The organism is Citrobacter sp. Cm046, assembly GCF_030333065.1.
Classification (GTDB): Bacteria; Pseudomonadota; Gammaproteobacteria; order Enterobacterales; family Enterobacteriaceae; genus Citrobacter; species Citrobacter murliniae.
On record NZ_JAOWGP010000044.1, the window covers coordinates 436,610 to 449,765 of the forward strand.

The 13,156-nt window shown below is 50.1% G+C and carries 12 protein-coding genes; 5 read left to right on the forward strand and 7 right to left on the reverse strand.

Going from position 1 to position 13,156, the window contains the following annotated elements:
* Positions 1-109 precede the first annotated feature (109 nt).
* Together OGX98_RS19975 and OGX98_RS19980 are read right to left on the reverse strand one after the other, a co-directional pair.
* On the reverse strand, positions 110-1,495 hold the full coding sequence (locus OGX98_RS19975) for a NarK family nitrate/nitrite MFS transporter (RefSeq protein WP_045442996.1): 1,386 nt from the start codon (positions 1,493-1,495) through the stop codon (positions 110-112).
* Positions 1,496-1,711: 216 nt separating this feature from the next.
* Complete coding sequence (locus OGX98_RS19980) at positions 1,712-2,290, reverse strand: TetR family transcriptional regulator (RefSeq protein WP_045442993.1); 579 nt, start codon at positions 2,288-2,290, stop codon at positions 1,712-1,714.
* Positions 2,291-2,407: 117 nt separating this feature from the next.
* Here OGX98_RS19980 and OGX98_RS19985 point away from each other — a divergent pair, with 117 nt between their 5' ends.
* On the forward strand, positions 2,408-3,895 hold the full coding sequence (locus tag OGX98_RS19985) for an MFS transporter (protein WP_045442990.1): 1,488 nt from the start codon (positions 2,408-2,410) through the stop codon (positions 3,893-3,895).
* Here OGX98_RS19985 and OGX98_RS19990 read toward each other — a convergent pair whose 3' ends face one another.
* The 3 genes from OGX98_RS19990 to yddG form a co-directional block, all read right to left on the reverse strand.
* Entirely contained in the window at positions 3,896-4,336 is a 441-nt protein-coding gene (locus OGX98_RS19990; RefSeq protein ID WP_045442987.1) for a GFA family protein, read from the reverse strand. It lies immediately after the preceding gene.
* 82 nt (positions 4,337-4,418) lie between these two features.
* Positions 4,419-5,501 (reverse strand): porin OmpD, encoded by a 1,083-nt coding sequence (ompD, locus tag OGX98_RS19995; RefSeq protein ID WP_286595830.1) that lies wholly within the window; start codon positions 5,499-5,501, stop codon positions 4,419-4,421.
* Between the two features lie 449 nt (positions 5,502-5,950).
* Positions 5,951-6,832, reverse strand: a complete 882-nt coding sequence (gene yddG / locus OGX98_RS20000) for an aromatic amino acid efflux DMT transporter YddG (protein ID WP_045442981.1) — start codon at positions 6,830-6,832, stop codon at positions 5,951-5,953.
* Positions 6,833-7,119: 287 nt separating this feature from the next.
* Between yddG and fdnG the strand changes: the two genes are divergently transcribed.
* From fdnG to OGX98_RS20020, 4 genes are all read left to right on the forward strand, one after another.
* Positions 7,120-10,167, forward strand: coding sequence for a formate dehydrogenase-N subunit alpha (gene fdnG, locus OGX98_RS20005; RefSeq protein WP_136345514.1), 3,048 nt, complete (start codon positions 7,120-7,122; stop codon positions 10,165-10,167).
* Between the two features lie 12 nt (positions 10,168-10,179).
* Positions 10,180-11,064 carry a formate dehydrogenase N subunit beta gene (gene fdnH, locus OGX98_RS20010; protein ID WP_045442976.1) on the forward strand — a complete coding sequence of 295 codons (885 nt, stop codon included), beginning with the start codon at positions 10,180-10,182 and terminating at the stop codon, positions 11,062-11,064.
* Positions 11,057-11,713 carry a formate dehydrogenase-N subunit gamma gene (fdnI, locus tag OGX98_RS20015; protein ID WP_045442973.1) on the forward strand — a complete coding sequence of 219 codons (657 nt, stop codon included), beginning with the start codon at positions 11,057-11,059 and terminating at the stop codon, positions 11,711-11,713. Before fdnH ends, fdnI begins: the two co-directional genes overlap by 8 nt.
* 129 nt (positions 11,714-11,842) lie before the next feature.
* Positions 11,843-12,445 carry an inorganic diphosphatase gene (locus OGX98_RS20020; protein ID WP_045442970.1) on the forward strand — a complete coding sequence of 201 codons (603 nt, stop codon included), beginning with the start codon at positions 11,843-11,845 and terminating at the stop codon, positions 12,443-12,445.
* A gap of 56 nt (positions 12,446-12,501) precedes the next feature.
* Here OGX98_RS20020 and OGX98_RS20025 read toward each other — a convergent pair whose 3' ends face one another.
* Positions 12,502-12,786: a HigA family addiction module antitoxin gene (locus OGX98_RS20025; RefSeq protein WP_045442967.1), complete on the reverse strand. Its 285-nt coding sequence runs from the start codon at positions 12,784-12,786 to the stop codon at positions 12,502-12,504.
* Positions 12,786-13,064: a type II toxin-antitoxin system RelE/ParE family toxin gene (locus tag OGX98_RS20030; protein WP_048221433.1), complete on the reverse strand. Its 279-nt coding sequence runs from the start codon at positions 13,062-13,064 to the stop codon at positions 12,786-12,788. Before OGX98_RS20030 ends, OGX98_RS20025 begins: the two co-directional genes overlap by 1 nt.
* Positions 13,065-13,156 lie beyond the last annotated feature (92 nt).

The following is a 13,156-nucleotide window of genomic DNA, read 5'->3' on the forward strand; positions in this document are numbered from 1 at the left end:
ACCGAACTGCTGGCCTGATGAGTCGCGAGAGCGTTGCTATCAGGAAATTGTGGGCGGCTAAGGTCTTATCCGGCCGACAAAAGCATTCGATCCTGCGGTATGTTCGTTGTTATTTTTTTTGTGATTTGCGGCCATAGACCAGCCAGGTCACCAGCACGCAGACGATGTAAAACACTAAAAATATTTTCATAGCGCCAACGGGAGATCCGGTCAGCGCCAGGGATGAGCCAAACGCTTTTGGGATGAAAAAACCGCCAACCGCGCCAATAGCGGAGATAAACCCAAGCGCGGCGGCGGTATCTGTTACCGCTTCACGCTGGGCCTGTTCTTCAGTGCCTCCGCGCAGTTTCACCCGGTAAATTGTGATTTTGCGAAAGATCACCGCAATCATCTGGAAGGTCGATCCGCTCCCCAGTCCTGCGGTCAGGAACAGTCCCATAAACACGAGGTAGAAGGCGGTGAAACTCCCCGAGCCTGAACCGGGCAAGGTGAGAAACAGCAGGCCGCTAAACAACGCCATAAACATGAAGTTGATTAATGTCACCCGTACGCCGCCAAATTTGTCAGAAATAACGCCGCCTGCAGAACGCGCCAGAGCGCCGATAAACGGGCCGAAGAACGCCAGTTGCAGAATATTCACGTCGGGGAACTGGGTTTTCGCCAGCATGGCAAATCCTGCTGAAAAGCCGATAAATGACCCGAAGGTAGCGAGGTACAGCAGGCTTAACAGCCAAAGATGAAAGCGCTTGAGGACCGGTAACTGAGAGGCGATAGAAGCCTTTGAGCTAGCGATGTCATTCATCCCCATACCTGCCGCCAACGTTGAGAGCAGCAGCAATGGAACCCAAATCCACGCTGCGTTAGCCAGCGACAGTAATGAGCCATCAGGCTGTGGTACGCCCTGTACGCCCAAAAAGGTAAAAATGGGCAGAAAAATAACCAGTGGCGCGATCAATTGCATTACGCTGACGCCCAGGTTACCGAGACCGCCGTTAACGCCTAACGCGCTGCCTTGTTTGGCTTTTGGGAAGAAAAAACTAATATTGCCCATGCTGGAGGCAAAGTTGGCGCCAGCAAATCCACACATCAGTGCAATAACAATAAATACGCCAAACGGAGTAGATGTGTTTTGCACGGCAAATCCGAGCCACAGACAAGGAATAACAAGAATTACAGTGCTGAAAATCGTCCAGCGGCGACCACCAAATATAGGCACCATAAAGGAGTAGGGGACGCGTAATATTGCACCAGAGAGGGAAGGTAATGCGGTTAATAAAAAGAGTTGATCGGTAGTGAAATTAAAGCCAATTTTATTTAAATTCACTGCCACGGCGCTAAATAACATCCAGACGCAGAAGGCAAGCAGCAGGCAACTTACTGATATCCAGAGGTTTCTCCGGGCTATATGTTTACCTTTATTATCCCAAAATGCGGGGTTTTCAGGTTTCCAGTCAGTTAAAAGATAACGATTATTTTTCTCATTTTGTAGTGCCATATTGTCCTCACATGCACACGTCGTTCATGAAAAAAAGAAATAGGCAGAGGAAGAGCCGCGCGAGCTCTTTTTAGAAACTATTGAAAAGTTTTAGGAATATTGACTGAAAGAATAGATAAAAAAGTGCAATAGCGCGGTGTGATGGGGAAATAACGCGTTGTTTAAGTGTTACTAATTGTAAACTTAAAAAGATGTATTGTTAACTCATCTATTAATTCAGCTAAATAGTTCCAGAGTTATCATACGATCCAGATGCCGCGTGAAGGCGGGATCGGCCATTTCCGCAATACCCAGCACATACATGCCATCAAGACCACAGACCAGACCGATTAAACGCCAGGCGACGTCAGCGGCATCCGGTGCGCGGGAAAATTCGCCGGCCTGCTGGCCGCGGATAATGATAGCCGTTGTCTCTTCGTGCCACATTCGCATCGTCAGTAGATAGGCGCTTTTGATTTCAGGATCTTTATCCGCCAGGATTTGCGCTTCGCGCCAGAGCTTGATGTAAGGCTCGAACCCACCTTCCTCGCTGCCGAGCATCGAATGCAGTCGCTCGCGAAAACTAGCGTCTTCACTCACCAGTTCAGCATCGAGCAGAGTACGAATCAGTCGAACAAAAGCCAGGGATTTGAGTTCACCGGCGGAGGTAAAGTGGTGGTGTAACTGACCAGTTGCCACGTTAGCCTCTGAGGCTATTCGTCGCACCGTCATGGCAGTAAAACCTTCCTCCAGCGCCACTCGCATGGCTGCCTGCAGGATCACTTCCCGACGTTCATCTCGATTCAAATAGCTCATACACCCTCCAGTACCTGTGTTGTTCGCAGTCTAACAAAAAAAGTTGGACATGTGTTCAATTTTCCGTAGGATCGCCAAAGCTGGACATGTGTCCAGTTTCAGTTTGAAGGGATTTTTATGTTTCGTCAGTGGTTAACGTTAGTGATTATTGTGCTGGTCTACATCCCTGTTGCGATTGATGCAACGGTGCTGCACGTTGCCGCGCCCACGCTAAGTATGACGCTGGGTGCCAGTGGTAACGAGCTACTGTGGATCATCGATATTTATTCCCTGGTAATGGCAGGGATGGTCTTGCCGATGGGGGCTCTGGGCGATCGCATCGGTTTTAAACGCCTGCTGCTATTGGGTGGAGGGTTATTTGGTCTGGCGTCGCTGGCCGCAGCGTTTGCACCTACTGCCGGCTGGCTCATCGCCACCAGAGCGGTGCTGGCCATCGGTGCGGCGATGATCGTACCGGCGACGCTTGCCGGCATTCGTGCGACCTTTGCCGAGCAACGCCACCGCAATATGGCCCTCGGTGTCTGGGCGGCAGTGGGTTCCGGTGGTGCGGCATTTGGTCCGTTAGTCGGCGGCATGCTGCTGGAGCACTTCTACTGGGGATCTGTATTCTTAATAAATGTCCCGATTGTTCTGGTCGTGATGGCATTGACCGCGCGTTACGTTCCGCGCCAGGCAGGACGTCGCGATCAGTCGCTAAATTTCGGTCATGCGATAATGTTGATTGTCGCTATCTTGTTGCTGGTTTATAGCGCCAAAACTGCGTTAAAAGGACATATCGCGACCGGTGTGATTGTACTGACGTTGTTGGTTGGCGCCCTGTTGCTGATGCAGTTTGTTCGCATCCAGCTTGCTGCTTCGCGCCCAATGATTGATATGCGTCTATTTACGCATCGCATTATCCTTAGCGGCGTTGTGATGGCCATGACCGCGATGATAACGCTGGTAGGTTTTGAGCTGTTGATGGCTCAGGAGTTGCAGTTTGTTCACGGTTTAACACCGTATCAGGCGGGGCTGTTTATGTTGCCGGTGATGCTGGCGAGCGGATTCAGCGGACCGATCGCCGGAATGTTGGTATCACGTCTGGGATTACGCTGCGTAGCAACGGCAGGTATGGCGCTGAGCGCAGTCAGCTTTTACGGACTGGCAATGACAGATTTCAGCTCCCAGCAGATACAAGCCTGGATTTTAATGGCCTTACTGGGTTTCAGTGCCGCCAGTGCGCTATTGGCTTCAACCGCAGCTATTATGGCGGCAGCCCCGGCTGAAAAAGCGGCAGCAGCAGGGGCGATCGAAACTATGGCCTATGAACTGGGTGCCGGACTGGGGATCGCTATTTTTGGTTTGTTGCTGAGTCGCAGTTTTTCCGCATCGATTCTGCCACCTGCCGGACTTAATCCGCAGGAACTGGAGCGCGCTTCATCATCAATGGGCGAGGCGGTGCAATTAGCGCATTCGCTTCCACCTTCCCTGAGTGACGCGTTGCTTGCAGCTGCCAGAGAAGCGTTTACCTGGTCTCACAGCGTGGCATTGAGCAGCGCTGGCAGCATGCTTATCGTGTTAGCGGTAGGGATGTGGTTCAGTCTGGCGAAGGTGAATAGTCAATAACTAGTGGGCTAGATGACAGGGGTAATCCATCTCTTCGACTTCTTTTCCACTCAGACGAGCATATTGCCCCGTCAGTCTCCAGAACGCAGGTTGTGTTTCAGTATAGATTTCTGCCGCTAAAATCAGGCGGCGGCGATCTACCTCGTTAAGTTCGAGTAACGTCCACGGAATAAAATAGCGATCGCTGTCGGTCAGCGTAAACCACAGTGGGCAGCCGCAACCTGAACAGAAAAAACGTTCTCCACGCGTTGAAGAGGGAAAGTGCGAAGGTTCGATTGACTCTGGCGACATCAGCGGATGACCACTGGCTTCCAGATACATGGCGATGCCTCCTGACCACTTCTGGCATAGCGTGCAGTGGCAGGCATAGACATCAAGCATTTCGACGTTAACGGTAAAATGACTTTGTCCGCAAAGACAACGACCTGTGAACGTCTGCACGGCATACTCCTTATGACCGAGTCTACTTCAAGAGAAAAGCCAGCCCGAAGTGGACTGGCTTTGCATTCAGGCTACAACAAAATTAGAACTGGTAGTTCAGGCCAACAGCCACAACGTTGTCAGTGCTGATCTGTGCAACATTTTTGGTGAAGTTAGTGTCATCCAGCAGGTTGATTTTGTAATCAACGAAGGTGGACATGTTTTTGTTGAAGTAGTAGGTTGCACCGACATCGATGTATTCAACCAGATCCTGGTCGCCATAAACGCCCAGATCTTTACCTTTGGATTTCAGGTAAGCGATGGACGGACGCAGGCCGAAATCGAACTGGTACTGAGCAACAGCTTCAAAGTTCTGAGCTTTGTTAGCGATACCGTCGATTTTACCGAATGTAGTCATGTTACGAGTTTCGGAGTAGGTGGTCGCCAGATAGATGTTGTTTGCATCATACTTCAGACCAGCAGCCCAGACTTCAGCATTCTGACCAGAAGCGTAAAGTCCGTTGGTACCATTGCTAACCTGACGGTCAGTACGATCAGATTTCGCATAGGTAGCACCTACGCCAAAGCCTTCGTATTCATAAGTAGTAGACAGACCGAAACCGTCGCCGTTCGCTTCAACTTCATCTGTACGATCGTTTTTGCCCTGGTACTGAGCTGCAAAGTTCAGACCTTCAACCAGACCGAAGAAGTCAGTGTTACGGTAAGTAGCTACGCCGGTAGCACGCTGAGTCATGAAGACGTCAGTCTGGGTCCAGGTATCACCACCGAACTCAGGCAGAACGTCGGTCCATGCGCCGATGTCGTATGCTACACCGTAGTTACGGCCGTAGTCGAAAGAACCGTATTCAGCGAATTTCAGACCAGCGAATGCCAGACGGGTTTTGTCTGCTTCAGAGCCCTGGCTTTCAGAACGGTTACCTTTAAATTCATATTCCCACTGACCAAACCCGACCAGCTGGTCATTGATCTGAGTTTCGCCTTTGAAGCCCAGACGCGCATAAGTTTTGTCACCATCGCTGCTGGTGTCATCAGAGAAGTAATGCTGAGCGTGAACTTTACCGTACAGATCCAGTTTGTTTGCGTCTTTGTTATAAATCTCAGCTGCGTTTACCGCACCTGCTGCCAACAGGGAAGTCACTGCCACTGCAACTAATTTAAGTTTCATTCTAAATAATCCTTATAATTTTTTCTTGGTGTGATTCCTAAACCATTGCTAAACGAAGGTGTTCGTCAATGGCAAACCATTTTTAAATGACGTTGTGGTATGAGTTCAATAATAAGTTTCATAATATTACGGAATATTTGAATTTGTGTGATCCAGATCTACATAATACAACTGATTGTATTAGTCGATATATGTGACTTGTCTGGATATATATATTTACCTGGGGGACTATTGAGGAGCATATGGTTTAATTAACGTTAGTTTCGGTTGTGTAATATATGCATGCGAAAGAATATTGTTCATATTGCAATACTTTCGACTATTGATTAATAAATCACATATTTAACATTTAATTAAACAAATGCAAACATTAAATGCAAGCTAAATGAACGTTAATTATCCATAATTTGATTATAGTGTAGCCGGGTTCTGAAAGCCCAGCTTCTTTTTCAGGCGCGACGTGTTGCTAACCAGCAAAGCAAGGAACCAGCACAGACCATCAGTGCGCCTTGCCAGAACGAAAACGAAAGTGGGGCGCTGAGTAATACGGCCGCGAGTGCAGACGACAGTACCGGGGTGAAATATGAACCAACGGCCATCACCGTCACGTTGCCGTGTAAAATACCAATATTCCACGCTGCATAGGCAAATCCTAACGTTAATGCTGCGGTAAACAGCTTAATGGTCACTGGAGTGCTGAAAACCATTTCTGGTTGAGGAGTGATAAAATAATAAACCCACAAACTCGTTGCCGTAAGTAAAACGAACACGGTAATACCATTAAAACCCTTCGCATATTTATTGGTCACTGTGCAATATGTTGCCCAGATAAATGCACCGAGAAAAGCGAGGAAATAACTGAGTGGGCTGGTCGCAACATTGTTGATAATTTCACCAGGTTTGAGTCCATTATCACCACCTAATACCCAACAGACTCCGGTCAATGCGACAATTAATCCGGGGATTACCAACCAGGTTGTTTTTTGACCATTGAACAATATGGCAAACAATATTGTCAGGCTTGGCCAGAGATAATTGACCATTCCTACCTCGATAGCCTGATGTCGGGTTGCGGCATATCCTAATGCCAGCGCCAGACATATTTCATAGCTGACAAAAAGTACGCTACCGGCGATTAAATAACGAACAGGAATTTTGCGGATATTTGGAAATCCGACAGTAAAAATAAGCAGGAGACCACTTAATGAGAAGATCATCGCGGCACCACCTGCAGGCCCGAGTCCTTCGCTAACCCCACGAATCAGTCCTACCATCGTGCTCCATAACACAATGGCAATGAGCCCAATTAACGTTGCTTTTTGTTTTGTCATGCTGAATTTCAGTCCACGGTACTGGCGAAAATGAAGCTGAAATTTATAGCACCTTTACACTAAAACACGCCAACTAATTACCTTTTGCCTAACCCCTTGGGGGTACGAAGGTTAAACAAACTGCACTATTTAGTAGCGGAACCGTTTCGTTATTGATTTGACGCAAAAAAATTATGGATATAGCTGATAGTTTCGTCGCGAAGTTGTACACGCCATCTTCCTGGTTGCCGCTTTCAGTGCAACTTGAGGATGTCAGTGTACGCATCCCTGCAAAAAAGAGGAAAGCAATGGACGTCAGCCGCAGACAATTCTTTAAAATCTGCGCGGGCGGTATGGCGGGAACAACAGTTGCTGCATTGGGTTTCGCACCCAAGATGGCACTGGCTCAGGCACGAAACTATAAACTGTTACGTGCGAAAGAGATCCGAAACACCTGCACATACTGTTCCGTAGGTTGCGGGCTATTAATGTATAGCCTGGGTGATGGAGCAAAAAACGCCAAAGAGTCGATTTACCATATCGAAGGGGATCCGGATCATCCGGTAAGCCGTGGGGCACTCTGTCCTAAGGGCGCAGGATTACTGGATTATGTGCACAGCGAGAATCGTCTGCGCTACCCGGAATATCGCGCTCCGGGCTCCGATAAATGGCAACGCATTAGCTGGGATGAAGCATTCTCCCGCATTGCAAAACTAATGAAAGCTGACCGCGACGCCAACTTTATTGAGAAGAATGAGCAGGGCGTAACGGTAAACCGCTGGCTTTCAACCGGGATGCTGTGTGCATCTGCGGCAAGTAATGAAACCGGCATGCTGACGCAAAAATTTGTGCGCTCACTTGGCATGCTGGCTGTAGACAACCAGGCGCGCGTCTGACACGGACCAACGGTAGCAAGTCTTGCTCCAACATTTGGTCGCGGTGCGATGACCAACCACTGGGTTGATATCAAAAACGCTAACGTCGTAATGGTGATGGGCGGTAATGCCGCTGAAGCACATCCGGTGGGATTCCGCTGGGCGATGGAAGCCAAAAACAACAATGATGCCACGCTGATTGTTGTCGATCCCCGTTTTACACGTACAGCCTCGGTTGCGGATATCTATGCGCCGATTCGTTCCGGTACGGACATTACGTTCCTTTCCGGCGTGTTGCTGTACCTGATTGAAAATAACAAAATCAACGCTGAATACGTTAAGCACTACACCAACGCCAGTCTGCTGGTGCGGGATGATTTTGCTTTTGAAGACGGTCTGTTCAGCGGTTACGACGCGAAAAAACGTCAATACGATAAATCGTCCTGGAACTACCAGTTCGATGAAAACGGCTACGCGAAACGTGATGAAACATTGAGCCATCCGCGCTGTGTGTGGAATCTGCTGAAACAGCACGTTTCCCGCTACACGCCTGATGTGGTGGAAAACATCTGCGGAACGCCGAAAGCCGACTTCCTGAAAGTGTGTGAAGTGCTGGCCTCCACCAGTGCAGCCGACCGTACCACGACCTTCCTGTACGCGCTGGGCTGGACACAGCATACCGTAGGGGCGCAGAACATCCGCACCATGGCGATGATCCAGTTGCTGCTCGGTAACATGGGGATGGCCGGTGGTGGCGTAAACGCCTTACGTGGTCACTCCAATATTCAGGGGTTAACTGACTTAGGTCTGCTCTCTACCAGCCTGCCAGGCTATCTGACGCTGCCGTCAGAGAAGCAGGCGGATCTGCAAACCTATCTGGCGGCGAACACACCAAAAGCAACGCTGGCCGAACAGGTTAACTACTGGGGCAACTATCCGAAGTTCTTCGTTAGCCTGATGAAATCTTTCTACGGCAATGCAGCGCAGAAAGAGAACGACTGGGGTTTTGAGTGGCTGCCGAAGTGGGATCAGTCCTACGACGTCATCAAATACTTCAACATGATGGATAGCGGGAAAGTTACCGGCTATATCTGTCAGGGCTTTAACCCGGTTGCGTCCTTCCCGGACAAAAACAAAGTGGTTCAGTCGCTGAGCAAACTGAAATATCTGGTGATTATCGATCCGCTGGTAACTGAGACCTCAACGTTCTGGCAAAACCACGGCGATTCTAATGATGTCGATCCGGCATCGATCCAGACCGAAGTGTTCCGTCTGCCATCAACCTGCTTCGCAGAAGAAGACGGCTCAATTGCCAACTCCGGTCGCTGGCTGCAGTGGCACTGGAAAGGTCAGGACGCACCGGGCGAAGCCCGCAATGACGGCGAGATTCTGGCCGGTATTTATCATCGTCTGCGCGAGATGTATCGCACTGAAGGTGGTAAGGGCGTCGAGCCTGTGCTGAAAATGAGCTGGAACTATAAGCAACCAGACGAGCCGCATTCTGAAGAGGTGGCGAAAGAGAATAACGGCTATGCGCTGGAAGATCTTTATGATGCCAACGGCGTGCTGGTTGCGAAGAAAGGTCAGTTGCTCAACAGCTTTGCGCTCCTGCGTGATGATGGTACTACGGCATCCTCCTGCTGGATTTATACCGGTAGCTGGACTGAGCAGGGTAACCAGATGGCTAACCGCGATAATGCCGACCCGTCAGGGCTGGGTAATACGTTGGGTTGGGCATGGGCATGGCCTCTGAACCGTCGCGTACTGTATAACCGCGCCTCGGCGGATCCGCAGGGTAAACCGTGGGATCCAAAACGCATGTTGATCAAGTGGAACGGGACGAAGTGGACAGGCAACGACATCCCTGACTTCAACAACGCAGCACCGGGCAGTGGTACCAATCCGTTTATCATGCAACCGGAAGGGCTGGGTCGTCTGTTCGCCATCGATAAGCTGGCGGAAGGGCCGTTCCCGGAACACTACGAGCCGATGGAAACGCCGCTGGGAACTAACCCGCTGCACCCGAACGTTATCTCCAACCCGGCTGCGCGTCTGTACGAAGCGGATGCGTTGCGTATGGGGAATAAACAGGACTTCCCGTACGTCGGTACGACCTACCGTTTGACCGAACATTTCCACACCTGGACTAAGCATGCCTTGCTGAATGCGATTGCCCAACCAGAGCAGTTTGTGGAAATCAGCGAAACGCTGGCGGCAGCAAAAGGTATTGCCAACGGTGACTATGTGAAGGTCAGCAGCAAACGCGGATTTATTCGTGCAGTTGCGGTAGTCACGCGTCGCCTGCGCACCTTGCATGTTAATGGTCAGCAGGTCGAAACGGTGGGGATCCCAATTCACTGGGGCTTTGAAGGAGTCGCGCGTAAAGGCTTTATCGCCAACACCCTGACGCCGAATGTCGGTGATGCAAACTCGCAAACGCCGGAATACAAAGCGTTTTTAGTTAACATCGAGAAGGCGTAAGGGGGCGAACATATGTCTATGGAAACGCAGGACATCATTAAAAGGTCCGCAACAAACTCCATCACGCCGCCGCCTCAGGCACGTGATTACAAAGCAGAAGTCGCGAAACTGATCGACGTTTCCACCTGTATAGGCTGTAAAGCCTGTCAGGTGGCATGTTCAGAGTGGAACGATATCCGCGACGAAGTGGGTCATTGCGTCGGGGTGTATGACAACCCCGCCGATCTCAGCGCCAAGTCCTGGACGGTGATGCGGTTTACCGAAACTGAACAGAACGGCAAGCTGGAATGGCTGATTCGTAAAGACGGTTGCATGCACTGTGAAGATCCGGGCTGCCTGAAGGCATGCCCGTCTGCCGGAGCAATCATCCAGTACGCCAACGGGATTGTTGATTTCCAGTCAGAGCATTGTATCGGCTGCGGGTACTGTATTGCCGGGTGTCCATTTAATATTCCGCGCCTCAATAAAGAGGATAACCGCGTGTATAAATGTACGCTGTGCGTGGATCGCGTCAGCGTTGGGCAGGAACCTGCCTGCGTGAAGACCTGTCCGACCGGGGCGATACATTTCGGCACCAAGCAAGAGATGCTGGAAATGGCCGAGCAGCGTGTGGAAAAACTGAAAGCACGTGGTTTCGAACATGCTGGTGTCTACAACCCGCAGGGTGTGGGTGGAACACACGTTATGTACGTTCTGCATCACGCCAACCAGCCGGAGTTGTACCACGGTTTGCCGAAGGATCCGCAGATTGATACTTCTATCAACTTGTGGAAAGGTGCGCTGAAACCGCTGGCCGCCGCCGGATTTATCGCCACCTTCGCCGGACTGATTTACCACTACATTGGTATTGGCCCGAATAAGGAAGTGGACGACGACGAGGAGGATCATCATGAGTAAGTCGAAAATGATTGTGCGCACGAAATTTATCGACCGCGCCTGTCACTGGACGGTGGTGATCTGCTTCTTCCTGGTCGCACTGTCGGGGATTTCGTTTTTCTTCCCGACGTTGCAATGGCTGACGCAAACCTTCGGTACGCCGCAGATGGGGCGCATTTTGCACCCGTTCTTCGGTCTGCTGATCTTCGTCGCGTTGATGTTCATGTTCGTTCGTTTTGTTCACCACAACATCCCGGATAAGAAAGACATTCCGTGGCTGAAAAACATTGTGGAAGTGCTGAAGGGCAATGAACACAAAGTGGCGGACGTCGGTAAGTACAATGCCGGGCAGAAAATGATGTTCTGGTCAATCATGAGCATGATTTTTGTGCTGTTGATCACCGGTATTATTATCTGGCGTCCGTACTTCGCGCAGTTCTTCCCGATGCAGGTTGTGCGCTACAGCCTGCTGATCCACGCCGCGGCAGGCATTATTTTAATGCACGCCATCCTTATCCATATGTACATGGCATTTTGGGTGAAAGGATCGATTAAAGGCATGGTCGAAGGGAAGGTCAGCCGCCGCTGGGCGAAGAAGCATCACCCGCGCTGGTATCGCGAAGTTGAACGCGAAGAGGCGAAAAAAGAGAACGAGGAAGGGTTGAAATAGCCTATTAACGTTCTGCTGATAAAAATGGCGCTACCGATGTAGCGCCATTTTTTTGCCAAAAAAACGTCATGTTTGTGTCATCTGTGAAACGTAAGGTGTTGTCTTTCCAATAATAGAGAGTAAAAGACAATGCTTCTGGTAAAAAAATTACTCGCAGTTAGCCTGTTTCTTTGTGCGTCAGCTCAGGCGCAGAACATCCTTGAATTTCCTCAGCCGGAAAATAACCCGCAAGAGTTTTATGCCGTGACCGAAATCCCGGCAGGTGGGATCATTAAATATGAAACCGATGCTAAAACCGGCTTTATTGTTGCCGATCGATTCCAGTCGATGCCGGTTGCCTATCCGGCTAACTATGGCTCACTTACCCAGTCTCTGGCGGGTGACGGTGACCCACTGGATGTTATTTTCTATACCCGTGCGCCGCTGGCACCGGGAACATTGATTAAGCTGCGTGCCATTGGCGTGTTGAAGATGATCGACGGCGGTGAGAAGGACGACAAAATTGTCGCGGTACCGGCCAGTAAAATTGACCCGACCTATGACGACATCAACGAACTGAGCGATCTGCCAAAAATCGAAGTGCAACGGCTGGAGTCATTCTTCCGCGTGTACAAAGAACTGCCGGAAGGGCGCAAGAAGGTTGAGCTAAACGGTTTTAACGACGCCGCCGCGGCGAGGCAAGAAATCAAACAGGCCTGGGATGCCTGGAAAGAGAAAAAACCTCAGCAATAATGCCATGCCGGATAGCGCAAGCTTATCCGGTCTGCTGTTGCAGCATAAAGCGTGCATTATTGAACGGTAAGCTTGCGCAGACGTGAAATATCCACGCTTTTTTTTGCTTGTGCGAGGCTCCAGGTATTTTGCAGGTTGAGCCACATTTCCGGAGAACTGCCGATCACGACAGAAAGTTTGATCGCCATTTCAGGTGTTAACGTTGCTTTTCCGGTTAACAACCGGCTTGCAGTTGAAGGTGCAATCCCCATTGCTCTGGCAAACTCGCGCAGACTGACGTTCAGCTCGTCCAACGCTTCCTGAATAATATCTCCCGGACGGGGATGATTTGCCATTTTCATCAATGATAGTCCTCGTAGTTCAGTATGTACGCGTCGCCATTGACGAATTCAAACGTAATGCGCCAGTTGCCTGAAACAGAAATTGCCCATATTCCACCACGATCGCCCGTCAGGGGATGGAGTCTATAACCGGGCATATTGATGTCTGTAACCCTGCTTGCCGCATCAATAACAGCGAGCCGGTGCCGTAATCGCCGGACATGCTCTGCCATAACGCCTGATGTTCGCCCATGAAGAAACAAGTCGCGCAATCCTTTGTGCCTGAAGTTCACGATCATTCATGCCTTCCTTGTTCCTTCTGGAGGAACGCTATCATTAGTGTTCCATTAAACGCAACATTACGGGGCACTATTTTGTAAAATAGTGCCGT

What these genes read in the sequence shown, in the direction of transcription:
- fdnI (WP_045442973.1), top strand. Translation starts at nt 11,057, where the DNA reads ATGAGTAAGTCGAAAATGATTGTGCGCACGAAATTTATCGACCGCGCC.
- fdnH (WP_045442976.1), top strand. Translation starts at nt 10,180, where the DNA reads ATGTCTATGGAAACGCAGGACATCATTAAAAGGTCCGCAACAAACTCC.
- yddG (WP_045442981.1), bottom strand. Translation starts at nt 6,832, where the DNA reads ATGACAAAACAAAAAGCAACGTTAATTGGGCTCATTGCCATTGTGTTA.
- ompD (WP_286595830.1), bottom strand. Translation starts at nt 5,501, where the DNA reads ATGAAACTTAAATTAGTTGCAGTGGCAGTGACTTCCCTGTTGGCAGCA.
- OGX98_RS19985 (WP_045442990.1), top strand. Translation starts at nt 2,408, where the DNA reads ATGTTTCGTCAGTGGTTAACGTTAGTGATTATTGTGCTGGTCTACATC.
- OGX98_RS20030 (WP_048221433.1), bottom strand. Translation starts at nt 13,064, where the DNA reads ATGATCGTGAACTTCAGGCACAAAGGATTGCGCGACTTGTTTCTTCAT.
- OGX98_RS19980 (WP_045442993.1), bottom strand. Translation starts at nt 2,290, where the DNA reads ATGAGCTATTTGAATCGAGATGAACGTCGGGAAGTGATCCTGCAGGCA.
- OGX98_RS20020 (WP_045442970.1), top strand. Translation starts at nt 11,843, where the DNA reads ATGCTTCTGGTAAAAAAATTACTCGCAGTTAGCCTGTTTCTTTGTGCG.
- OGX98_RS19975 (WP_045442996.1), bottom strand. Translation starts at nt 1,495, where the DNA reads ATGGCACTACAAAATGAGAAAAATAATCGTTATCTTTTAACTGACTGG.
- OGX98_RS20025 (WP_045442967.1), bottom strand. Translation starts at nt 12,786, where the DNA reads ATGAAAATGGCAAATCATCCCCGTCCGGGAGATATTATTCAGGAAGCG.